Here is a 614-nt window from a genome sequence, read left to right on the forward strand (position 1 = left end):
ATGAGGCTCACGGTGGGGCAGGCGCTGGTGCGCTTCCTGGCGGCGCAGTGGTCGGAGCGCGACGGGGAGGAGCGGCGGTTCTTTCCCGGGTGCTTCGGGATCTTCGGGCACGGGAACGTCGCGGGGATCGGGCAGGCGCTGCTGGAGTACGGCGAGGAGATGCCGTACTACATGGCGCGCAACGAGCAGGCGATGGTGCACACCGCGTCGGGGTTCGCGCGGATGAACGACCGGTTGTCGACGTTCGCGTGCACGACGTCGATCGGGCCGGGCGCGACGAACATGGTCACGGGCGCGGCTCTGGCGACCGTCAACCGGCTGCCGGTGCTGCTGCTGCCGGGGGACGTCTTCGCGACGCGCCCGGCCAATCCGGTGCTGCAGGAGCTCGAAGACGCCCGCTCCTACGACGTCTCGGTGAACGACTGCTTCAAGCCGGTGTCGAAGTACTGGGACCGCATCAACCGTCCCGAGCAACTCCCCAGCGCGCTCATGGCGGCGATGCGGGTGCTCACCGGTCCCGCTGAGACCGGCGCCGTCACCTTGGCGCTGCCCCAGGACGTCCAGGCCGAGGCGTACGACTGGCCGGACGAGCTGTTCGCGCGGCGCGTCTGGCG

General features: G+C 70.4%; 1 protein-coding gene. It reads left to right on the top strand.

Annotated elements, in window-relative coordinates; all coding sequences use genetic code 11:
- A partial coding sequence (locus tag F8568_RS46470; protein ID WP_268896557.1) for a thiamine pyrophosphate-binding protein occupies positions 1-614 on the top strand: 614 nt, incomplete at both ends.

Origin of the sequence: Actinomadura physcomitrii (genome assembly GCF_008923205.2) — a bacterium.
Classification (GTDB): domain Bacteria; phylum Actinomycetota; class Actinomycetes; order Streptosporangiales; family Streptosporangiaceae; genus Spirillospora; species Spirillospora physcomitrii.